This window comes from Paraburkholderia sp. J67, assembly GCF_905220265.1.
Lineage (GTDB): Bacteria > Pseudomonadota > Gammaproteobacteria > Burkholderiales > Burkholderiaceae > Paraburkholderia.
In genome coordinates this window covers 81,706-102,388 of record NZ_CAJMZK010000017.1, presented here as the reverse complement: position 1 = coordinate 102,388, position 20,683 = coordinate 81,706, and the positions used below count along the sequence as shown (strand labels likewise).

The following is a 20,683-nucleotide window of genomic DNA, read 5'->3' as shown; positions in this document are numbered from 1 at the left end:
AAAAGCAGGAGAGAGGCGCGCGCCGCGCAATAACGGACAAAGCGCTGCGCGCGCGGAATATTAGTCTTCGTCGGTTTCGCGCATGAACGCGCGCATGAAGACCAGGGCGCCCCAGCCCCACACCGCATTCGACGCAAAGCCGGTTGCGAGGCGCGGCAGCATGTTGCCGCTCGGCCAGATGCCGCGCAGCGGATCGATCACGAACACCATCGCAGCGGTGAGCACGACGCCGCCGAACACGAACGCCTGCACCCAGGGTGCAGGGCGATTGGGCGACACGCGCAGCAGCCATGTCATCAGGATGGCCCACACGGCGCTCCAGATCGCATTCACGAGGAATTCAGGCAGGCCGAGCGGGGCGAACGGATCGGTCGAGAAACCGGCGGCGTCGATGACCTGCGCGGCATGCAGCAGCGCAAGCGTCGCCTCGCGAAAGAAGAGCGAGGCCAGAAAGCCGGATACGAACGGCAAAATTACTTTTTGCATGAGAACGGGCGAGAGTGGCGTGGTGCGGCCCGCGTGTGCTCATTGTGCCCATCGTGCCTATTGTGCAGGTTGTGCAAATAGGGAGTGGGTCGAGCGGCTGGCCGGAAGCTTTGTCGGTATGAGCGCCATTATATCGGCGCACTGCGCGAGCCATGCACCCCCGTATGCTAAAGCGTCGCGTAAAGCACGAAAGTGGAAAACCTAAGCTAAAAAAAATCGTTCGCAAGGCTTAGGGCGATCCCTAGACTGATTCCCCATGAAGACGGCGTTGCCGTCATGGCCCCGCTGCCCCCCGCGTCAGACAACCTTTCCCCCCGGTCGCACTGGATCTCCAGTGCGCTCGCGGCGGAACTCGTCCTGTCGTTCCTGAAGGTGGTGGACGCCGCACCATTCGCCATTTCCGCTGAATCTTTCAGTTTTACGTCTCGAACAAAAAGCAGGAGTCACGCATGAATGTGTTCTGGTTCATCCCGACCCACGGCGACAGCCGCTATCTGGGCACCTCCGAAGGCGCGCGCGCCGCAGATCTCGCGTACTTCCAGCAGGTGGCCGTGGCGGCCGACACGCTCGGCTACGAAGGCGTGCTGCTGCCGACGGGCCGTTCGTGCGAGGACGCATGGGTCGTGGCGTCGAGCCTGATCGCTGCAACGAAGCGCCTGAAGTTTCTCGTCGCGATTCGCCCGGGTCTGTCCTCGCCAGGGCTGGCCGCGCGCATGGCCGCGACCTTCGACCGCCTCTCGAATGGCCGCCTGCTCATTAACGTGGTGACGGGCGGCGACGCTGCCGAACTCGAAGGCGATGGCGTGTTCGTCGATCACGACACGCGTTACGAAATCACCGACGAATTCCTGCATATCTGGCGCAAGCTGCTGGCCGCTTCGCACACCAACGACGCGATCGATTTCGAGGGCAAGCATCTGCAATCGAAGGGCGGCAAGGCGCTTTATCCGCCGGTGCAGCATCCGCATCCGCCGCTGTGGTTCGGTGGTTCGTCGCCGGCGGCGCACGACATGGCCGGCGAGCATATCGACACCTATCTCACGTGGGGCGAGCCGCCCGAGGCTGTCGCGAAGAAGATCGCCGACATTCGCGCGCGCGCCGAAAAGCATGGCCGCAAGATCCGCTTCGGCATCCGTCTGCATGTGATCGTGCGCGAGACCGAAGAAGAAGCATGGGAAGCCGCCGAGCGGCTCATCAGTCGTCTCGACGACGATACCGTTGCACGCGCCCAGGCTGCGTTCAACAAGATGGATTCCGAAGGGCAGCGCCGCATGGCCGCATTGCATGGCGGTAAGCGCGGCACGCGCAAGGACCTCGAGGTCTATCCGAATCTGTGGGCAGGCGTGGGCCTCGTGCGCGGCGGTGCGGGCACGGCGCTGGTCGGCAATCCGGAGCAGGTGGCCGCGCGCATGAAGGAATATGCCGAGCTGGGTATCGAGACGTTCATCCTCTCGGGCTACCCACACCTTGAGGAATCCTACCGTTTCGCCGAGCTGGTGTTCCCGCTGCTGCCGGGCCGCCAGGCGAAGACGGCAGGTGGCCCGCTGTCGGGGCCGTTTGGCGAAGTGGTCGGCAACAACTATCTGCCGAAGGCTAGCCAGAGCTGATCCGCAATAAGGTGGGGACGCGTGCACGAGTCGAAACGCTCGCACCGCCCCCACGCTGCAAGTGTGCAAGAAGAGGACAAACCGATGACTCAATCCGCTGTGACCGCTGCTGGCAGCGCAGGCGCGCGCTACACGCCGCGCGCCGGACGGCCCTTCGCCGCGCTGGTGCGTTCGGTGTTCAGGCGCCTCGCGCCGTGGCTCGTGCCGCTCGCGATCCTCGCTGCATGGGAGTTGGCCGCACGCAGCGGCGCGCTGTCCACGCGCGTGCTGCCCGAACCGCTCGCGGTCGTGAAGGCGGCCTGGTCGCTGATCCAGTCGGGCGAGATGCTGCAGGACGTGCGGGTCAGCACGTGGCGCGCGATCTCGGGTTTCGCGATCGGCGGCAGCATTGGCCTCGCGCTCGGTCTGGCGACGGGCCTCTTCAAGCCGGTCGAAACCGCGCTCGATTCGACCATCCAGATGATCCGCAATATCCCGGCGCTCGCAATGATTCCGCTCGTGATCCTCTGGTTCGGCATCGAGGAAGAGGCGAAGGTGTTTCTCGTCGCGCTGGGCGTGTTTTTCCCGGTGTATGTGAATACCTTCCACGGCATCCGCTCGGTGGACGCCAATCTCGTCGAGATGGCGCGCAGCTACGGACTCAAGGGCTTCGCGCTCTATCGCGAAGTGATCCTGCCCGGCGCGCTGCCGTCGATTCTCGTAGGCGTGCGCTTTGCACTCGGCCTGATGTGGGTGACGCTGATCGTCGCGGAGACGATCTCGGCGCAGTCCGGCATCGGCTACATGACGATGAACGCACGCGAATTCCTGCAGACCGACGTGGTGGTGGTCGGCATCCTGCTCTATGCCGCACTCGGCAAACTCGCCGACGTACTCGCCAAATGGCTCGAGCGCGTGGCGCTGCGCTGGCACCCCGCGTATCAACAAGGAAGCGACGCATGAACGCAAGCACATTGGCACCCCGTTTCGGCGGTGCAGCGGGACGAGATTCCACGGCTGAGGCTGGCCGCTCGCGCATCCAGGACGACTCGTCCGCGCGCGGTGCGAGCGCACGCAGCGATGCACGCGCGGTGGACGCGTCGGTCGAATTGCGTGGCGTGGGCAAACATTATGGCGAGCGCGTCGTGCTCGACGATTTCAATCTCTCGATCGAGCGCGGCAGTTTCGTGGCGATCGTGGGCCGCAGCGGTTGCGGCAAGTCCACGCTGCTGCGTCTCGTCGCCGGCCTGGAAACGCCCGATGCGGGCGAGCTTCTGCTGCACGGCGAGGCGGGCAAGCCGCTCGACACCCGCATCATGTTCCAGGACGCGCGCCTCTTGCCGTGGAAGACCGTGTTGCAGAACGTGATGCTGGGACTCGGTCGCGGGGCGCGCGACGATGCGCGCGCCGTACTCGACGAAGTCGGTCTGCTCGCACGCGCCGACGAATGGCCCGCGCGTCTCTCGGGCGGCCAGCGTCAGCGCGTGGCGCTCGCCCGCGCGCTGGTGCATCGCCCGAGCCTGCTGCTGCTCGACGAACCGCTGGGCGCGCTCGACGCGCTCACGCGTATCGAAATGCATGCGCTGATCGAACGCCTCTGGCGCGAGCATCGTTTTACCGCTTTGCTGGTCACGCACGACGTGCACGAAGCCGTGGCGCTGGGCGACCGCATCCTGCTGGTCGAGGAGGGCCGTATCGCGCTCGACCAGACCGTGCCGCTCGAGCGACCGCGCGCCCGTGCCGATGCACGCTTCGCCGCGCTCGAAGAAAGCGTGCTGCAACGCGTGCTGGGCAGCGCGACGCCGCCGGCCACCCACGTGCAAGGCGCGCATGGGACGCCGTATGGCCTGCGGCCCACGGATGTGCGCTGGGCGCTCTGAAAACGTCGTACTACACAACGTCGTACCGCAACGATTCCTTTACTACCGTTCATCAAACTTTGGAGCCGATTCAATGAGCATTTCCGCCATCAACGTGCGCAACCAGTTCCGTGGCAAGGTCAAGGAGATCATCCGCGGATCGGTGGTTTCGGAAGTCGACGTCGACACGCCGTTCGGCATCGTCACGTCGGTGATCACCACGCGCTCGATCGACGAACTCGACCTGAAGGTCGGCTCGGAAGTCATCGCGCTGGTGAAATCGACGGAGGTGTCGATCGCGCGCGTTTGAACGCGCCAAGGCGTGTGCATGGGGACTTGCCCGCACGAGCCGGGCCTCCCATGCTGGCGGCCCGCGTCAAAGTGCTAGGATGACTGGGCAAGCCACCACGGAGGGACGATCATGGAGCCGAAAGGCCTCGACATGGGCGACTACGAGGAGCGCTACAAGGACTGTGACATCGAAGTCGCGGTCGAGCAGGTGCTCACGGGCGTGAAGGCGCACTTTCGCGTCATGCGTGCGGGCGTGGTGCTCAAGGATTGGGAGCTGGTGCACATCGAGCGCCTCTGGCCGACCGAGCACGCGGCCGCCGAAGCGGGATTCGCGGCCGCCCGCGCCTGGGTCGATGGCGGCGCGGCGGCGTGAAGGCGCTTAGGCGTCGCGTGGCGTGTTGATGGAGCGCCAGGCCGCATGGCCGCTACGTCTGCGCGGATTCGGGTAGCGGCGCGTCCGGCGGAACTTGCCTGGGCCGACAAAAAATAGCAATAGCATGCCGATCTGGCAGAACGGTATGCACATCATGATCCACCACCACCAGCCGCTCAGTCCGATATCGTGCAGGCGCCGCACCATCGCGGCAACCGGAAGCCAGAAAACCACGCAGATAATCACGATGCTGATAATGACAGCGGGCAGGGAGTTGGCAACCCCGCCTGATTCTCCGAGTGCATCGAGCCATAACAGCGCCATACAGAACAGCAGCATCGTGACCGTGAATTCGCGGCGCGTGGCGCGCCCGGCAAGCGCGAAGCGTTTTGCGAGCCATTTTTCCATGCTTGTCGATCTTTCCGTGGTCGATTGAATTATTGGGATTTTCCCCTCGTGGAAAGCGATTTTATGCACGCATGGAAAGCGGATGAAAGCGCAATTACGCTGATTTTGTCGGTTGATTGATTTTGAGTCGTGCTGAATATTTAATTTTTACATTGCGTCCTATCAGGACGGACGCGATTTAGGAAGGTGAATGCCCCGTGGATAAAAAAATGCCGCGCTCTGGGGGGAGCGCGGCGCAGGGGAAGCCGGGGCCTGCCATGTTGGAGAGAAGGCCCCGCGCCTTCGATCAGTTAAAACGGTATCAAATCGGCTATTCGATGTATACCTTTCGATATTTCGTTTTCTTACTGTTTACTGTTCTGAGGCGTGGCGGCGCCGTTGAGCGAGCGTGAAGAAAGGCAGACGGCTAATATGGATTGGACCCGCCAGGAGCCATCCTTGTGTACGAATTACGCCGCTGCGCGCCGTGACCGCCTATTCCGGCATTTCGGCATCGAGCCGCCAGAGAGCCCGTGGCGCGACGAGATCTACAAGGACTATCCTGCGCCGATCCTGCGCCGCGTGGACGGTGCGCCGCGCGCCGATCTCGCGACCTTCGGCATGGTGCCGCGCAAGCACATTCCCCCCGGCGTGCGGGTGTTCGATACGATGAATGCGCGTGCTGAGTCGGTAGGCGAGAAGCGAAGTTTCAGTGGGGCGTGGAAGCGCCAGCAGCTTTGCCTCGTGCCGTGCGAGGCGTTTTACGAGCCGTGCTATGAAACGGGCAAGGCGGTGCGCTGGCGCATCGGCATGGCATCGGGCGAGCCGTTGGCGATCGCAGGTTTGTGGCGCGAATGGGAGGAGCCAGGTGCGAACGAAGGCGCGACGGCGCGTGTGTTCTCGTTCACGATGCTGACCGTCAATGCCGACGAGCATGCGCTGATGAGCCGCTTTCACAAGCCGGGCGATGAGAAGCGCTCTGTCGTCATCGTGGTGCCTACGGAGTATGAGAACTGGCTCGGCAGTCGGTCGACGGATGAAGCGAGGTCATTTCTGACGCTATGCCCCGCAGAGCAGATGGTAGCGGTGGCCGATCCGGTTGCGCCGATGGCTCGCGCCAACGGCGATGGGGCAGTGGGGTAGCGGGCCGTGTGCGCTGGACTCTTCGCCCGCCAGTCGTTCTGTAATCCTGATTAATGCTCTTCAAAAAAATCATTGAATCGCGATCACAAGAAGCCGCGCCACGCGTACAGGTATGGGCAAGCCCCATATCGACCCCCAACGATGGAGATACGCCATGCCGGACTGCCCTCTATGCCTCGACCCGCTGACCAACGGATTGACGGTTCGCACACCGTGCGGTCACTTCTATCACCGTAACTGCCTGATCGAACAGCTCAGATCACAAGGCCCGAACTGGCAAGGCTGTGGCCTGTGCCGAACCGACTTCCGCGCGGCTACGTTAGGCACACTCGAAGATCAGCTAACGGCGACTGTCGCGAATCTGGTTGTCGTTTCGATCCCGGGCATGGGACTCGGTGCCGAACTGTCCGATACGGATCTTCAGTGAAGGACGCTGCGATTGAATGCAAAAAAGCCCGCATTAGAGCGGGCTTTTTTGCGGGCACTCGAAAGTGCCGGAATTTCTTGGGGTGGCTGACGGGACTCGAACCCGCGACAACAGGAATCACAATCCTGGACTCTACCAACTGAGCTACAGCCACCACTATCCAACTGTTTTTCTTGGTTGTCGCTGCTTTGTGAGCGGCGTCAATCGAGAAGAGAGATTATATACATGCCATATCAGTCTTGCCTAGCCCTTTATTCAAAAAATTATGAAGAAAGTTCGGCGGCCGATTCGGCAGTGGTATCGGCAGGCTCGTCGACGGGCGCGCGCAGGTGCGAACGCGCCTCTTCGAAAATAGCGAGATCGGCTTTCGCGAGTTTGCGGCTGTCAGATAGCACACGGCGCCAGCCACGCGCACCGGCTTCACCGCGATACAGTCCCAGCGCGTGACGCGTGATCCCACCGAGGTAAGTGCCGCGTGCGATTTCGCTCGCGCAATACTCGATGAGCTTCGCTTCGATTTCGTCGCGCGTCGGGGCCGGGCCGCTCGCGCCATAGAAACGTGCGTCGACATCGGCGAGCACGTAGGGGTTGTGATAGGCCTCGCGACCGAGCATCACACCGTCGACGTGCTCCAGATGCATCTCGACTTCATCGAGCGTCTTGATGCCGCCATTGATGATGATCTCGAGTTGCGGGAAGTCGCGCTTGAGACGGTAGGCGTAGTCGTACTTGAGCGGCGGGATCTCGCGGTTTTCCTTCGGGCTCAGACCCTTCAGGATCGCGTTGCGCGCGTGGACGATAAAGACGTCGCAGCCTGCGTCCGCGATGGTGCCGACAAAGTCGCGCACGAACGCGTAATCCTCGACCGCATCCACACCGATGCGGTGCTTGACCGTCACCGGCACCGAGACCACGTCGCGCATCGCCTTCACGCAGTCGGCCACGAGCGTCGGCTCGTTCATCAGGCATGCGCCGAACGCCCCGCGCTGCACGCGCTCGGACGGGCAGCCGCAGTTCAGGTTGATCTCGTCGTAGCCCCATTGCTCGCCAAGCTTCGCCGAGCGCGCGAGGTCGGCGGGTTCGCTGCCGCCCAGTTGCAGGGCGACCGGCGCTTCGGCGGGCGTGAAAGCCAGGTGGCGCGGCACGTCGCCGTGGAGCAGGGCGCCCGTCGTCACCATCTCTGTATACAGCCACGTGTGCCGGGAGATGAAACGATGCAGCGAACGGCAGTGGCGATCGGTCCAGTCCATCATCGGTGCGACGGACACGCGGCGGGGGCTGGCGATACGGTTTGAAGACATGGCGGATACCAGAATACGGGCGCAATCAATGCGCGGCTGACGTGGAACAACCTTGAATTTTAACGTATTCCGCAACAACTGCCCGCGCGGCTTTTTGCGCCGCGCCAAGCCGCCATTTCCCGTTATCGGATGTTTGCGAACGCCCGCCGGAAGCGGTTCCAGCGGTTCTTCCAGGGCAAAAGACCCTTCCGCCGTTATGTAATCCGCCCGCGTAATGTTGCGTCGCGAAAAAAATTTTGGGATGGTTTTTTAGGGTCGGTTCGTCGCTCAGCCAAGCCAGTGGCGCGACTCCGGATTGTTTCCGAAGCTGGAATAAACAATTCGGATTATCGAGATTATTTTTCGATAGTAGGTGTATACACTGAGTCTCACTGACGCAGCTCGTGGGCTCTGACCTCCCAGGTGCGGCGCCTTTCCCTACCGCAAGTTGAACCGGATATTGGAGTCCACCATGAAGACCAAACTGATCGCAGCGCTGCTGGTCGCAGCTTCCGCTTCTGTCGCCGCTCCGGCATTCGCCAGCGGCTACGGCCCGGCACCGTTCTACCGTCCGAACGTCGGCGCGCCGGCTTCGCAGCAAGGCCAAAGCGTGCAGACCGTGGCCGCCGAACGTGCCCAGCAACAGGGCGTCGATTCGTCGTACGGCGGTGTGGCCGGCGCAGCGACCCAATCGGGCGCTCACAACACGCAAACGCCGCGTGCGCAGCAAGTCTACTTCGGCAACTAAGTCTCGCTGACCGAAGCGCCGCCCGAAGCTGGGCGGCCCAAACGCCGGGTGTCGTCACGACGCCCGGCGTTTTGCATTTCTGCGCCGCTCGGGCCCCGCTGACGGGTACGCCTCACGAGGCCGCGCGTACACGCTGGTCGATGGCTTCTCGTAGGCGGTCGAAGGCGGCGTCGAACGCGTTGTCCTGAGTCGGGAAACGGCCCGTGGCAATACCATCGATGGGCACGTCGGCGTGCGTGTCGTCGGTGAGGCTGTGGATCTTCTGGGTCGAGATCGTGAAGCCGGTCTCGTGCGCGCCGTCCACGCCGGCGGTCATGTCGTAGCCCATGTACTCGTAGCTGCGCCGGTTTTCCATACCGTTTCCTCCGCGTCGCTCGTGTTGCATTGCGTGGTGTCCTTCCGGTTGATTCTGGCACGTCTTGCGTGCGTGCCGCCGCCTGCTGCGCGGACGCGTTCGCGCCGTTCGTCGCGGGCGCTGTACTAACATGACCGGCGAAGGGCGTGCGCTGCGTCTCGCGTGGCGTGCGCCCGCCACGCCAGGCCGTCGTCGCTGGCCCAACAGGAGGTGAACAATGAAGAAACGCTTCGTGCTGCTCGCCGCGCTGGCGCTGCCCGCCGTGCTCGCACCCGCTGCGGCTTTCGCGCAGCAACCGCCGCCCCATCAGGGGCCGAATGAATATCACGGCGGGCCGCCGCCGAATCATCCGCCGCCCGACATGCCGCCGCCGCAATGGCGTCACGGCGACCGCATCGCGCCGGAGTATCGCGATCGTCAGTATGTGATCGACGACTGGCGCCAGTATCAGCTCAAGCCGCCGCCACGCGGTTATCACTGGATCGGCGTGAGCGGCCAGTATTACCTCGTGCGCAATTCGAACTGGACGATCGAACGCGTCGGGCCGTAAACGCGCCCGTGCCCCACGGGGCGGTCTCTTGCCGCAAAGCCGGGCTGCGTCTGTCGCGCCCGGCTTTTCGTTCCTTCAGCGCTCCCTGAAAAAAATCGTCCAGCGTGATAGGTTTCCTGTTCTCCCCAACCCAATGATGGAAAACGCTTCGATGGAATACCGCACACTCGGCGATACGGACGTCAAGGTCAGCCTGATTGGCCTCGGCACGATGACGTGGGGCGAACAGAATACCGAGCGCGACGCGCACGAGCAGATCGACTATGCGCTCGACCAGGGCGTCACGCTGATCGACGCCGCGGAGATGTATCCGGTGCCGCCGCGCCCCGAAACACAAGGTCAAACCGAGCGCTTCATCGGCACGTGGCTCGCGCAGCACCGCGCCGCGCGCGAGCGCATCGTGCTGGCCACCAAGATCGCAGGCCCTGCGCGCCAGCCGCACAATCCGCGCCATATTCGCGGCGAGGGCAATCAGTTCGATCGCAAGAATCTGACCGAAGCGCTCGACGGCAGCCTCAAGCGCCTGCAAACCGATTACGTCGACCTCTATCAGTTGCATTGGCCCGACCGCAGCACGATGACCTTTGGCCGCCCGATGTATCCGTGGGTCGATGACGCCTACACGGTGCCGATCGAGGAAACGCTCTCGGTGCTCGCGGACTTCGTCAAAGCGGGCAAGGTGCGCCATATCGGCGTGTCGAACGAAACGCCCTGGGGCGTCGCGCAATTCCTGCGCGCCGCCGAAAAGCTTGGCCTGCCGCGCATCGTCAGCATCCAGAATCCGTATAGCCTCGTGAATCGCACCTTCGAGTTCGGTTTGTCCGAATACTCGCATCGCGACCAGATTGGCCTGCTGGCGTATTCGCCGATGGCGTTCGGCTGGCTCTCGGGCAAGTACGAGGGCGGGGCACGGCCCGAAGGCGCGCGCATCACGTTGTTCGAGCGCTTCCAGCGCTACAGCAAGCCGCAGGCGGTGCAGGCGACGTCGGCCTACGTGGCGCTCGCGAAGGAACTGGGCTATACGCCCGCGCAGTTCGCGCTCGCGTTCGTGAACAGCCGGCCGTTCACGACGAGCAACCTGATCGGCGCGACCACGATGGCGCAGCTCAAGGAGAACATCGCCAGCGTCGACGTGAAACTGTCGCCGGACGTGCTCGCGCGCATCGACGCGCTGCACGAGCAGCAGCCCAATCCCGCGCCGTAAAGGCGCACAAGCTCGCCCGGCGCGCGTTCGCCGCCGGGTGACCGATGCGTCGCGGCAAGGTCGGGCGAATCACGCCCGGTTCTGCCGCGAGGTGCTCCGCCTGACCTTGCCGCGCCAAAATCGTTGGCGATTCGCAGGGCATGCACTACGATCCTGCCAAAGCCCGCGTGGCTGTCGATTGCCGTGATTGCCCGGGCCCGTCTCATTCCGATCGTCCTTTGCGGAGTACCCCACGATGACGAGCGTACCGAACGCACCCGCGCCTCAAGCGGCACAACCTGGCGCGGCGCCGCCTGGCTATGGCTGGGCCATTTTCGTGTTGCTGGCGGTGGCGGGGCTGTTCTACGTGAAGTGGTTTCCGTACTACCACCGCGCCTTCACGGCCGAGGCGACGCATTCGATCGGCAAGTCGATCCTGATGGGCAGCGCGGCCACGGCGCCGGCTCCCTCGCTCAATGCGGCGCTCGATTACGCGCTCGCCTATGGCAAGGCGATCTGGCAGGCGATGGTGCTGGGCTTGCTGTTAGGCTCCGGCGTGCAGGCGCTGCTACCCGTGCAGTGGGTAGCCCGTGTGCTCGGGCAGCGTGGATTCGGTAGCGTCGCGGCGGGTGGTCTGCTTGCGGTGCCGGGCATGATGTGCACCTGCTGTGCGGCGCCCGTGGTCGCGGGGCTGCGCGCGCGCAACGCATCGACGGGCGGGGCGATCGCGTTCTGGCTCGGCAATTCCGTGCTCAATCCCGCAACGCTCGTCTTCATGGGTTTCGTGCTGGGCTGGCAGTGGAGCGCGCTGCGGCTCGTACTGGGCGTGCTGCTGGTGTTCGGCCTTGGCTGGCTTGCCAACCGGCTCGTTACGCCGCAGGAAGCGCGTGACGCCGACGACCGCCTCGCGTTGCTCGCGCGTCAGCAGGCCGAAGGCGGCAACGTGTTCGCGCGCTGGCTGCGCATTTTTGTGCGCATGGCCGTGCGCCTCGTGCCCGAATACATCGTGCTCGTGCTGCTGCTCGGCGCGGCGCGTGCCTGGTTGTTCCCGCACATCGGGCCCGATGTGACGAGCAGCATCGGCTGGATCGTCGCCTTCGCGGTGGCGGGCATGCTGTTCGTGATCCCGACCGCCGGCGAGGTGCCGATCATCCAGGCGATGCTCGCGCTTGGCATGGGCGTAGGCCCCGCAGGCGCGCTCCTGATGACGCTGCCGCCCGTGAGCGTGCCGTCGCTGGCCATGCTGGCGGGCTCGTTTCGTCCGCGCGTACTGACGCTGGTGGCCGTCGTCGTCGTGCTGTTTGGCATCGTGGCGGGGCTGGCTGCGGTGGCACTGGGCCTGGGCGCCGCGTGAGGTCGCTCGCCGGCACGCGCGTCGCCCAACCGAAAGTCGCGATACGACGATAAATCGACAAGAATGACGCATGGACCGTGGATGGCGGCAGAGCCGTCCACATAGATGAGGGCTCAGGCCCAGGAACCGGTATGGCAAAGCAAAAAACGAATCCTAAACTCGAACAGGCGCTCACGCGCGGCGACCTGGCGATCCGCCAGGCCAACTCGGCACGTGCGACGGCGGTACTGCGTGCGCTTGGCAAGATGATCGTCGAGGCTTCGGCGACGATCGGTGTCGAGGCGCACGTCTCGATTCCCGACGGCGACCGCATTTACGATCCTGCCGATGGCTTCTGGCCGCAGCAGCTGTTGATCTCGCTCGACGATCCCGTCGAAGAAGCGGACCCGGAAGAGATTCGCACCGTGCGTCTGCTCGCGCAAAGCCAGTCGACGGTGTTTCGCGTCGAATGGCATCGCGCCGACGGCAAGATCGGACGCCAGGAAGGCGGGCCGTTCGCCACCGTGGCGTTTATTTCGGACGTCGATATTCCCTGGGGCGACGACGAAGATTGAAGCGTCTCGCGTCTCGTGTGACCCGCGCGGTCCTCAGCGCATCATGCGGCGCCGGAACAGGATCGACGCGATGCTGAACGGCACGAGGACATAAAACACGAGCACGCCCAGATGCAGCGCGGCGTGCTCGACCGGGCGCCCGAGCATGGCCGGGCGGATCAGATCGACGGCGTGGGCGAGCGGCAGCATCAGCGTGATGTGCTGCGCCGCGGCAGGCAACTGCGTGATCGGGAAGAACACGCCCGAGAGCAGCAGCATCGGCGTGAGCACGAGCGTCTGGTAGAACATGAAGAAGTCGTAGGACGGCGCGAGTGCGGTGACGATCATCGCGCAGCTCGCGAAGGCGAGGCCCGCGAGCGCGATCACGGGCAGCGCCAGCAACATCGACGGGAAGCTCGCGTAGCCGAGCGCGCCCGCCACGATCATGATGGCCGCCCCCGAGAGCATCGACTTGCTGGCGGCCCACATCACCTCCCCGAGCACCACGTCGCCCAGCGAGAGCGGCGTGTGCATGATCGCTTCCCAGGTGCGCTGCACGTGCATGCGCGAAAAGCCCGAGTACATCGACTCGAAGCTCGCCGACATCATCACCGAGGACGACACCGTCCCCGCCGCGAGAAACGCGATGTACGAGACGCCGTCGACATGGCCGACCATCAGCCCGAGGCCGAAGCCCAGACCGAACAGATAGATCATCGGATCGGCGAGGTTGCCGAACATCGAGGCGATCGCCAGCTTGCGCCAGACCAGATAGTTGCGTCGCCACACGGCGATCCACTGCGTTGCGTTCGAGGGCAGCGCCGCGCGCGGCTCGCGCTGGGGCGCGTGGGTCGGGCGAGTGGGAGGCGGGGTTTGGGTGCGTGTCTGCATGGTGTGATCAGTTGGGCGGGGGTACGCTTGCTGGCGATTCTGTCGCGCGTGTTTTGCCGTATTCAATCCTGCATCTCGCGGCCCGTGAGCCGCAGGAACACGTCCTCGAGATTCGCAGGCCGATGCAGATAGCGCAGATCCGAACGATGGCGCAGTTGCGCATGCACGGGCGCTGGATCGTCGACGTAGCAGAACAGCGTCTCGCCGCTGATTTCGGTGCGCTTGGCGTACGGCGCGAGTTCGTCGCGCAACGCCGACGGGTCCGGGCCATAGACTTCGATCACGTCGCAGCCGATCTCCGATTCGATCAGCGCCTTGGGCGCGCCCTCGGCGATCTTGCGGCCTTCCTCGATCACGCAGACACGGTTGCAAAGCCGCTCGGCTTCTTCCATGAAGTGGGTGGTCAGCAAGATCGTTTTGCCGCGTGCGAGCAGCGAGCGCAGGCGCTCCCAGATCAGGTGGCGCGCCTGCGGATCGAGCCCGGTGGTGGGTTCGTCCATCACCAGTACATCGGGATCGTTGACTAGCGCGCGCGCCAGCGTGAGGCGGCGGCGCATGCCGCCGGAGAGTTCGCCTACGCGCGCGTCAGCCTTGCTTTCGAGTCGGGCGAATTCGAGCAGGGGCGCGACGAGCGCCTTCGTCTGGCTCGCGGAGAGTCCGAAGTAGCGGCCGAACACGAGCAGATTTTCGCGCACGGTGAAGTCGGGATCGAGATTGTCGAACTGCGGCACGACGCCCACGCGCGTGCGTGCATGACGCGCCCGCGCGGGGACCGGCTCGCCGCACAGGCTGATGCGTCCCGCATCTGGCGAAACGATGCCCAGCAGCATGCGCAGCGTGGTGGTCTTCCCCGCGCCATTGGGGCCGAGCAGACCGAAGCATTCACCGGGGACGACGTTGAACGACAGGCCGTTGACGACCGTCCTGTCTCCATAATGTTTGATCACCTGCTCGAATTCGATGGCGGGCATGTTGGACCGGTTCACGGTGTAAGTCTCGATTTTGATCGTGCTTGAGCGTGCTTGAGCGTGTGTGGCGCGCCTGAATGCGTATAAGGCGCACGTCGCAAGGCGGCCTATTCTAGTGCATTGCCGAGCACGGGGTGGGCGGTTCATCGGCGTGCCGCGCGCGTCTGGAACGTGGCTGGGGCGAGCCTGGAAGGCATTGGGACGGATGCGCCGCGCTGCGCAAACTGCGATGCCGATGCACGGTCAATGGCTGTCGCGACAAGCATCCGCATGGTGCCAAAAACGTCCGGAAACGCCCGTGCCGTGGCGCTTCCAGCGCACTGCGCCGGTGCATGCCTACCTGGCGTTTTCCAGCCCTTGCGGACAAAATTGCGGCGCACCATCATGTGCTTACGACCTGCGTTTCGAGCGGGCGGGGAGAAGCGATCATGGCGAGCTACAAGAAAATCCTGCTTTGTTACGATGGCTCGCGCGAGGGCCGCAAGGCGCTACGTTGCGGTGCCGATCTGGCTTTGGATCTACAGGCGGAAACGCACCTGTTGTCGGTGGTGGACATGCGCTCGACCATCGCGCAGAGCGCAGGTCTGTTGACCGATGTGGCGTGCGGGCGTTTCGAAGAAACGGCGCGCGAAATTCTTCAGGAAGGCGTGGACTGGCTCACCGAGCGCGGCGTGCGTGCGCAGGGGCATTTCGCGTTTGGCCATCCGATCGACGAGATTGCGAACCTCGCGACCGAGTTGCATGTGGATCTTGTCGTGGTGGGGCATCGCTGTCGCACCGGGCTCTCGCGCTGGTGGATGGGCGCGGGCAACACGCCGCTGCTCGATCGCGTGTCGTGCAGCATTCTGGTGGCGTGTTCTTCGGCGGCCGAGGAGAAGCAGCAGCAGGCGGCCGCGTAGCGGCGCGCTTTTCGCGACTGACATGCGCCGGGCCGCAATGGCCTGGCGCGCTATCGTTCCGTGCGTTTCATGCTGGTTTAATTCGGCGCACTCGCGCCATCGCCCGTCTGCGGCTGGTTCAATTCCACCGCAGCAAGTTTCCACGAGAACAGTCCATGCCGCTGCAGGATGGCGGCATAGCGCTCGCTCGTCGCGCTGCGCTGCCAGGTCACGGCAAATTCGTTGAGGCTGCGATAACCGGCCGTCGTCTGCGCGCGCGGTTGCGGGGCTGGCGCGCCGCCATTGCCGGACTCGGGCTGCGGCGTGGTTTGCGGTGCGGTATCGGCAGTCGACGTTGACGCTTGCGTGTCAGGCGCTGGCGGCACGGGGCGCTCGCCGGGCTTGCCGGTGGGCGGCATACCGTTGAGCAGCGCGGCCACGCCTTCAGGCGTTGCATAGGCATCGACGAGCGGGCCGATCAGCGCCGCGCCAATGACTGCGCCCAACATCAGCAGCGGATTGCTGCTGTGCTGCGCCTGAATGCGCTGTTGCAGCATGTCGCCGACCTGCTGCTTGAGACTCACGCGCAACGCCGGGTAATCGACATACTCGTTCAATGCGACCGCATCGCGCGCATCCGCGGCCTGCTTGAGGCGGTTCAGCGCGAGATACGGCGACGCGTAGCCATAACCGAGCGCGGCCACGACGACGACCGCTGCAACGGCGATCGCGACGGGTTTCTTCCAGTTCGAGGGGCGGTGTGCAGAGGGTGAGGCGTTGGGCGTAGTCGTATCGGTCATCGGGGAGGGCGGCCCCGCGCGAGCGGGGCAGGACAAAGGTTCAATCAAGGTGTTGACCGCCTTCGCGCGAAAACGATCCCTCGATATTTCCCGAGCCCGCCCAACGCCACCCGGCTTCCCCGACCCATCTCACCTGCTTACTTCGCCAGCGCCACCGGCATGTCGCCGCTTTGCTCGGCGATGCAGCGATCGATGGCGCGGCACACCGCATCCATCGTGCCGACCATGATGAGCCGCGACGGGCCGTGATAGACGCGCACCGGCGCGCGGCGTGCCGGCTGTTCCGTATTGAGCGTGCTATTGAGCGAGACGCGCGCGAACGCGGGCTGCGCCGAGGGCAGCGGCGGCAGCTCCGGCGTAGGCGCCTCGACTGCGGTGTCCTCGAAGAGCGAGCCATTGAGTGCCGCCGCCGAGGCGCGCGCTTCGCGCACCGCGCACGATGCGATCCCACGCAGATGGCGCAGACGGCCGAATTGACGGAAGGGCAACAGGCGGGCAAGGCGTTCCATGACTCTCTCTCCAGAAGATGCGCGGACCAGGCGCTGACGCGGCGCGGTCGGAATTATCAGAATTCGGTGGGACGGATCAGACCGACTGCGATGCCTTCCAGCGCGAATTCCGCGCTGCCGGCCGCGACGAAAATATTGTCGTAGTCGGGGTTTTCGGCGATCAGCTCGATCCCGTTGGGCTGGCGCTTCAGACGCTTCACGGTGACGTCGTCGCCCAGACGCGCAACGATGATCTGGCCGTCTTTCGCTTCCGCTTTCTTCTGCACGGCGAGCAGGTCGCCGTCGAGGATGCCCGCGTCGCGCATCGACAGGCCGCGCACCTTCAGCAGGTAGTCGGGGCGGCTCGAGAAGAGCGCCGGGTCGCACGCATAGTTCTGCGAAATATGTTCCTGCGCGAGGATCGGGCTGCCCGCCGCGACGCGGCCGACGAGCGGCAGCGACAACTGCATGAGCCCGGGGTGCGGCAAGGTGAACTGATACGGCTGGTCGTCCGGGCCGGGCATCAGACGGATGCCACGCGAGGCGCCCGCAGCCAGTTCGATCACGCCCTTGCGCGCGAGGGCGCGAAGGTGTTCCTCCGCGGAGTTGGCCGAGCTGAAACCGAGTTCGGCGGCAATTTCGGCGCGCGTGGGCGGAAAGCCGGTGCGCTCGATCGCGCGGCGGACCAGATCGAAAACCTGCTGCTGTCGTGCGGTGAGTTTGGTCATGGCGACACTGTATGTTTGAACAGGTGACTGTATTTTTATACAGTACTCGCCGCTTTTCAAGTGTTACTTGAGGTTTGTCATTCCGGTGGCGCTACAGCGGCGTTTTGCGATGACCGAACGGACGAAAACATGCGTCAACAGCTGATTCCTCCGCCCTTACCACTTTTGCGTATTAAAAAATGAGAAAACATCATTTTTAATAATGTAAGCCAATCGCTAGACTGGCCTCCATCGATCGCTGCACACCACAAAACGCGCGACGAAACGCGACTACACGCACGACAACACGGAGAAAGCGGGATGAAACAAGGCACTACGGGGCGCGCATGGCTTAAGACGCTGGCGGCGAAACTGGTTATCGGCGCGGTGCCGCTCTTCGGCATGGCCGTGCTCGCACCGGCTGCCCATGCGGACACGTCGCTGCTCAACGTCTCCTACGATCCGACGCGCGAGCTGTACCAGGACGTCAACGACGCCTTTATCAAGCAGTGGAAGGCCAAGACGGGCGAAACGCTCACCATCAAGCAGTCGCATGGCGGCTCGGGCGCCCAGGCGCGCTCGGTGCTCGACGGACTGCAAGCCGACGTCGTGACGCTGGCGCTCGCCTGGGACATCGACGCGCTCGCCAACAAGGGCATCGTCGCGAAGGACTGGCAAAAGCGCCTTCCGGACAACGCCTCGCCGTACACCTCGACCATCGTGTTCCTCGTGCGCAAGGGCAACCCGAAGCACATCAAGGACTGGGACGATCTGACCAAGCCGGGCGTGTCGATCGTCACGCCGAATCCGAAGACCTCGGGCGGCGCGCGCTGGAACTACCTCGCGGCGTGGGCCTACGCGGAACACCAGCCGGGCGGCAACGACCAGAAGGCCAAGGAGTTCGTCACGAAGCTCTACAAGAACGCCGGCGTGCTCGATTCGGGCGCGCGAGGCGCGACCACGAGCTTCGTGCAGCGCGGTATCGGCGACGTGCTGATCGCCTGGGAAAACGAGGCCTTCCTGTCGCTCAAGGAATTTGGTCCGGAGAAGTTCGAGATCGTGGTGCCGTCGGTGAGCATTCTGGCCGAGCCGCCGGTTGCGGTGGTGGACAAGGTCGTCGACAAGAAGGGCACGCGCAAGGTGGCCGACGCCTATCTGCAGTTCCTCTATAGCGAGGAAGGTCAGGAGATCGCGGCGAAGAACTTCTACCGTCCGCGTTCGGACAAGGTGCCGGCGGCGCTTACGGCGAAGTTCCCGAAGCTCAAGCTCTACACGGTGGACGACACCTTCGGCGGCTGGACCAACGCACAGAAGACGCACTTTGCCGACGGTGGCGTGTTCGATTCGATCTACCAGCCGCAGTAAGCGAAGCAAGCAGCAACGGCAGCAAAAGCAGCAACGACCGGATGCCTGAAGCGTCCGGCGCAACATAAAACAAGGCGCGCCTCACGAGGCGCGCCTTTCGGCGCAGCGCAATTCGTACGATCCGCACGCGATTCGCCCACGATTCGCCCGCGCAACCCATGTGAAGAGATAGAGCATGACGACGTTCCGATTACAGAAGCCAGGCGCCTTGCCCGGGTTCGGCGTGACGCTCGGCATCACGGTGGCGTATCTGAGCCTTGTGGTGCTGATTCCGCTTGCGGCGACCTTCCTCAAGACCGCCACGCTCGACTGGGCGCAGTTCGTGCGCGCCGTGTGGTCGCCGCGCGTGATCGCGTCGTACCGCCTCACGTTCTTCTCCGCGCTCGGCGGGGCGCTGATCAACGCCGTGTTTGGCTTTCTCCTTGCGTGGGTGCTGGTGCGCTACACGTTCCCGTTCAAGCGCGTGATCGACGCGCTCGTCGATCTGCCGTTCGCGCTGCCGACTTCCGTGGCGGGCATTTCGCTCGCCGCCGTCTATGCGGGCAATGGCTGGATCGGCCAGTTCCTGGAGCCGCTCGGCCTGAAGATCGCCTTCACGCCGATCGGCGTGCTGGTGGCGCTCACCTTCATCGGCCTGCCGTTCGTCGTGCGCACGGTGCAGCCCGTGCTCGAAGAGTTCGAGCGCGAGCAGGAAGAAGCGGCTGCGTGCCTGGGCGCGTCGCGCTGGCTGACGTTTCGCCGCGTCGTGCTGCCGGCCGCGCTGCCCGCGCTGCTTACGGGCTTCGCGCTCGCGTTCGCGCGCGCGTTGGGCGAATACGGTTCGGTCATTTTCATCGCCGGCAATGTGCCGATGAAGTCGGAAATCACTTCGCTCCTCATCATCACCAAGCTGGAGCAGTACGACTACGCGGGCGCTACCGCGCTGGCCGTGGTAATGCTGTGCGTGTCGTTCCTCATGCTGCTCTTCATCAACACCTTGCAGTGGTATCTGCAGCGGCGCACGGGCCGCGGCGCGGCAAGCGCAGCGCCTGCTGCTGTTGCAGCGCCGGTCACGGGAGCAGCGCAATGAGCACGATCATCCGCAAGCCGCAAGCTGGCAGGCCCGACCCCGTCACCGAAGCGCCCTGGGTGCGCTGGCTGCTGACCGCCATCGCGCTGGTGTTTCTCGCGCTGTTCCTCGTGGTGCCGCTCGTCGCGGTGTTCTGGCAGGCGCTCTCGAAGGGCATCGGTTTCTATTTCGAGTCGCTCGCCGACCCGGATGCGCTCGCCGCCATCAAGCTCACGCTGATCACGGCCGCCATCGCCGTGCCGCTGAACTGCGCGTTCGGCCTCGCGGCTTCGTGGGCGATCGCCAAGTTCGACTTCCGCGGCAAGGCGCTCCTCACGACGCTGATCGACCTGCCGTTCTCGGTCTCGCCGGTGATCTCGGGTCTCATTTACGTGCTGATGTTCGGCGCGCAGGGCTGGCTCGGCCCGTGGCTCGAAGACCATAACGTGCAGATCATCTTTGCGGTGCCCGGCATCGTGATGGCGACGATCTTCGTGACCTTTCCCTTCGTCGCGCGCGAGCTGATTCCGCTGATGCAGGCCCAGGGCAACGACGAGGAAGAGGCGGCGCACGTGCTGGGCGCGTCCGGTTGGCAGATGTTCCGCCGCGTGACGCTGCCCAATATCCGCTGGGGCCTGCTGTACGGCGTGATTCTCTGCAATGCGCGTGCGATGGGCGAGTTCGGTGCGGTCTCGGTGGTCTCGGGCCACATTCGCGGCCAGACCGACACCATGCCGCTGCACGTCGAGATTCTCTACAACGAGTACAACTTCGCTGCCGCATTTGCCGTGGCGTCGCTGCTGGCGCTGCTCGCGCTCGTGACGCTGGGCCTCAAGCTGCTTGCGGAGCGCCACATGAACGCCGCGCTGCGCGACGACGACGTACCGGCCTTTGCCGGACCGGCCTCGCACAACGCAACGGCCGCGCAATCGTCGCAACCCGCGCACCAAACGAGACAATCGCTTCAACCTGGAGAGCTGTAA

Annotated in this window: 25 protein-coding genes and 1 tRNA gene; 16 read left to right on the top strand and 10 right to left on the bottom strand. The window is 64.2% G+C overall.

Annotation, left to right across the window (positions count from 1 at the left end):
* Window positions 1–60: 60 nt before the first annotated feature.
* Window positions 61–486, bottom strand: coding sequence for a hypothetical protein (locus tag U5782_RS26450; RefSeq protein ID WP_322046850.1), 426 nt, complete (start codon window positions 484–486; stop codon window positions 61–63).
* A 449-nt stretch (window positions 487–935) separates the two neighbouring features.
* Here U5782_RS26450 and ssuD point away from each other — a divergent pair, with 449 nt between their 5' ends.
* From ssuD to U5782_RS26425, 5 genes are all read left to right on the top strand, one after another.
* Window positions 936–2,093, top strand: a complete 1,158-nt coding sequence (ssuD, locus tag U5782_RS26445; protein WP_322046849.1) for an FMNH2-dependent alkanesulfonate monooxygenase — start codon at window positions 936–938, stop codon at window positions 2,091–2,093.
* A gap of 84 nt (window positions 2,094–2,177) precedes the next feature.
* Window positions 2,178–3,035, top strand: a complete 858-nt coding sequence (gene ssuC, locus U5782_RS26440; protein WP_322046848.1) for an aliphatic sulfonate ABC transporter permease SsuC — start codon at window positions 2,178–2,180, stop codon at window positions 3,033–3,035.
* Window positions 3,032–3,952 (top strand): ATP-binding cassette domain-containing protein, encoded by a 921-nt coding sequence (locus U5782_RS26435; protein ID WP_322046847.1) that lies wholly within the window; start codon window positions 3,032–3,034, stop codon window positions 3,950–3,952. Before ssuC ends, U5782_RS26435 begins: the two co-directional genes overlap by 4 nt.
* 73 nt (window positions 3,953–4,025) lie before the next feature.
* Window positions 4,026–4,241 (top strand): TOBE domain-containing protein, encoded by a 216-nt coding sequence (locus U5782_RS26430; RefSeq protein ID WP_322046846.1) that lies wholly within the window; start codon window positions 4,026–4,028, stop codon window positions 4,239–4,241.
* Between the two features lie 111 nt (window positions 4,242–4,352).
* Entirely contained in the window at window positions 4,353–4,595 is a 243-nt protein-coding gene (locus tag U5782_RS26425) for a hypothetical protein (protein WP_322046845.1), read from the top strand.
* A gap of 6 nt (window positions 4,596–4,601) precedes the next feature.
* On the opposite strand, the gene U5782_RS26420 is transcribed toward U5782_RS26425, so the two are convergent.
* Window positions 4,602–5,003: a DUF805 domain-containing protein gene (locus tag U5782_RS26420; RefSeq protein ID WP_322046844.1), complete on the bottom strand. Its 402-nt coding sequence runs from the start codon at window positions 5,001–5,003 to the stop codon at window positions 4,602–4,604.
* 438 nt (window positions 5,004–5,441) lie between these two features.
* Between U5782_RS26420 and U5782_RS26415 the strand changes: the two genes are divergently transcribed.
* Window positions 5,442–6,125: an SOS response-associated peptidase gene (locus tag U5782_RS26415; protein WP_322046843.1), complete on the top strand. Its 684-nt coding sequence runs from the start codon at window positions 5,442–5,444 to the stop codon at window positions 6,123–6,125.
* 154 nt (window positions 6,126–6,279) lie between these two features.
* Window positions 6,280–6,552 carry an RING finger domain-containing protein gene (locus U5782_RS26410; RefSeq protein WP_322046842.1) on the top strand — a complete coding sequence of 91 codons (273 nt, stop codon included), beginning with the start codon at window positions 6,280–6,282 and terminating at the stop codon, window positions 6,550–6,552.
* Between the two features lie 78 nt (window positions 6,553–6,630).
* On the opposite strand, the gene U5782_RS26405 is transcribed toward U5782_RS26410, so the two are convergent.
* Both U5782_RS26405 and dusA read right to left on the bottom strand, forming a co-directional pair.
* Window positions 6,631–6,706 (bottom strand) — tRNA-His (locus tag U5782_RS26405).
* A gap of 109 nt (window positions 6,707–6,815) precedes the next feature.
* Window positions 6,816–7,853 (bottom strand): tRNA dihydrouridine(20/20a) synthase DusA, encoded by a 1,038-nt coding sequence (dusA, locus tag U5782_RS26400; RefSeq protein ID WP_322046841.1) that lies wholly within the window; start codon window positions 7,851–7,853, stop codon window positions 6,816–6,818.
* Window positions 7,854–8,304: 451 nt separating this feature from the next.
* Here dusA and U5782_RS26395 point away from each other — a divergent pair, with 451 nt between their 5' ends.
* Window positions 8,305–8,580, top strand: coding sequence for a hypothetical protein (locus tag U5782_RS26395; protein ID WP_322046840.1), 276 nt, complete (start codon window positions 8,305–8,307; stop codon window positions 8,578–8,580).
* 112 nt (window positions 8,581–8,692) lie between these two features.
* Here the strand turns inward: U5782_RS26395 and U5782_RS26390 are convergent, their stop codons facing one another.
* The gene (locus tag U5782_RS26390; RefSeq protein ID WP_322046839.1) at window positions 8,693–8,935 is read right to left on the bottom strand and encodes a hypothetical protein; all 243 of its coding nucleotides are present in this window, start codon (window positions 8,933–8,935) and stop codon (window positions 8,693–8,695) included.
* Window positions 8,936–9,152: 217 nt separating this feature from the next.
* Here U5782_RS26390 and U5782_RS26385 point away from each other — a divergent pair, with 217 nt between their 5' ends.
* The 4 genes from U5782_RS26385 to U5782_RS26370 all read left to right on the top strand — a co-directional run bounded on the left by U5782_RS26385 (window position 9,153) and on the right by U5782_RS26370 (window position 12,576).
* Window positions 9,153–9,485, top strand: a complete 333-nt coding sequence (locus U5782_RS26385) for an RcnB family protein (RefSeq protein ID WP_322046838.1) — start codon at window positions 9,153–9,155, stop codon at window positions 9,483–9,485.
* Between the two features lie 151 nt (window positions 9,486–9,636).
* Window positions 9,637–10,689 (top strand): NADP(H)-dependent aldo-keto reductase, encoded by a 1,053-nt coding sequence (locus tag U5782_RS26380; protein WP_322046837.1) that lies wholly within the window; start codon window positions 9,637–9,639, stop codon window positions 10,687–10,689.
* A 235-nt stretch (window positions 10,690–10,924) separates the two neighbouring features.
* Window positions 10,925–12,022 (top strand): permease, encoded by a 1,098-nt coding sequence (locus U5782_RS26375; RefSeq protein ID WP_322046836.1) that lies wholly within the window; start codon window positions 10,925–10,927, stop codon window positions 12,020–12,022.
* Window positions 12,023–12,153: 131 nt separating this feature from the next.
* Window positions 12,154–12,576, top strand: coding sequence for a hypothetical protein (locus U5782_RS26370; protein WP_322046835.1), 423 nt, complete (start codon window positions 12,154–12,156; stop codon window positions 12,574–12,576).
* 33 nt (window positions 12,577–12,609) lie between these two features.
* On the opposite strand, the gene U5782_RS26365 is transcribed toward U5782_RS26370, so the two are convergent.
* A complete protein-coding gene (locus tag U5782_RS26365) occupies window positions 12,610–13,446 on the bottom strand; it encodes an ABC transporter permease (RefSeq protein WP_322046834.1) in 837 nt (278 codons plus the stop codon).
* Window positions 13,447–13,508: 62 nt separating this feature from the next.
* Entirely contained in the window at window positions 13,509–14,417 is a 909-nt protein-coding gene (gene nodI / locus U5782_RS26360) for a nodulation factor ABC transporter ATP-binding protein NodI (RefSeq protein WP_322046917.1), read from the bottom strand.
* 425 nt (window positions 14,418–14,842) lie between these two features.
* On the opposite strand from nodI, the gene U5782_RS26355 reads away from it, so the two are divergent.
* Window positions 14,843–15,313 (top strand): universal stress protein, encoded by a 471-nt coding sequence (locus U5782_RS26355; protein ID WP_322046833.1) that lies wholly within the window; start codon window positions 14,843–14,845, stop codon window positions 15,311–15,313.
* Window positions 15,314–15,390: 77 nt separating this feature from the next.
* Here U5782_RS26355 and U5782_RS26350 read toward each other — a convergent pair whose 3' ends face one another.
* The 3 genes from U5782_RS26350 to lexA all read right to left on the bottom strand — a co-directional run bounded on the left by U5782_RS26350 (window position 15,391) and on the right by lexA (window position 17,308).
* A complete protein-coding gene (locus tag U5782_RS26350; RefSeq protein ID WP_322046832.1) occupies window positions 15,391–16,092 on the bottom strand; it encodes a DUF2939 domain-containing protein in 702 nt (233 codons plus the stop codon).
* Window positions 16,093–16,229: 137 nt separating this feature from the next.
* Entirely contained in the window at window positions 16,230–16,601 is a 372-nt protein-coding gene (locus tag U5782_RS26345) for a hypothetical protein (RefSeq protein ID WP_322046831.1), read from the bottom strand.
* 56 nt (window positions 16,602–16,657) lie between these two features.
* Window positions 16,658–17,308 carry a transcriptional repressor LexA gene (gene lexA, locus U5782_RS26340; RefSeq protein WP_322046830.1) on the bottom strand — a complete coding sequence of 217 codons (651 nt, stop codon included), beginning with the start codon at window positions 17,306–17,308 and terminating at the stop codon, window positions 16,658–16,660.
* Between the two features lie 300 nt (window positions 17,309–17,608).
* Here lexA and U5782_RS26335 point away from each other — a divergent pair, with 300 nt between their 5' ends.
* The 3 genes from U5782_RS26335 (at window position 17,609) to cysW (ending at window position 20,683) form a co-directional block, all read left to right on the top strand.
* Complete coding sequence (locus tag U5782_RS26335; protein WP_322046829.1) at window positions 17,609–18,652, top strand: sulfate ABC transporter substrate-binding protein; 1,044 nt, start codon at window positions 17,609–17,611, stop codon at window positions 18,650–18,652.
* Window positions 18,653–18,827: 175 nt separating this feature from the next.
* Window positions 18,828–19,721 carry a sulfate ABC transporter permease subunit CysT gene (cysT, locus tag U5782_RS26330; protein WP_322046828.1) on the top strand — a complete coding sequence of 298 codons (894 nt, stop codon included), beginning with the start codon at window positions 18,828–18,830 and terminating at the stop codon, window positions 19,719–19,721.
* Complete coding sequence (gene cysW, locus U5782_RS26325; protein WP_322046827.1) at window positions 19,718–20,683, top strand: sulfate ABC transporter permease subunit CysW; 966 nt, start codon at window positions 19,718–19,720, stop codon at window positions 20,681–20,683. Before cysT ends, cysW begins: the two co-directional genes overlap by 4 nt.